General features: G+C 43.1%; 1 protein-coding gene. It reads right to left on the minus strand.

Going from position 1 to position 253, the window contains the following annotated elements:
• Positions 1 to 46: 46 nt before the first annotated feature.
• A partial coding sequence (locus tag SM754_RS20360; protein WP_323677965.1) for a hypothetical protein occupies positions 47 to 253 on the minus strand: 207 nt, incomplete at its 5' end.

Below are 253 nucleotides of genomic sequence, written 5' to 3' on the forward strand. Positions count from 1 at the left end.
GGTATGGGCGTTAACTGAGTACAAGATAAAAGGGTCAAAAGGGGTTTCACCACTGATATTTTGCTGCAACTAAAACTTCCTCGTAAATCTGTGCAGCATTATCCCAACTGAGGTCTTGAGTCATCCCTCGTCTTTGAAGAACTATCCAACTTTCTTTATAGTCGCGGTATGTCAGTAGACAATTTCCTAATGCATGAATCAGCCGGTTTGCCTCCGCTCGATCAAATGTCCATCCAAGACCGGTGTTGTTATA

The sequence above is a fragment of the Halorubellus amylolyticus genome, assembly GCF_034808145.1.
Lineage (GTDB): Archaea > Halobacteriota > Halobacteria > Halobacteriales > Natrialbaceae > Halorubellus.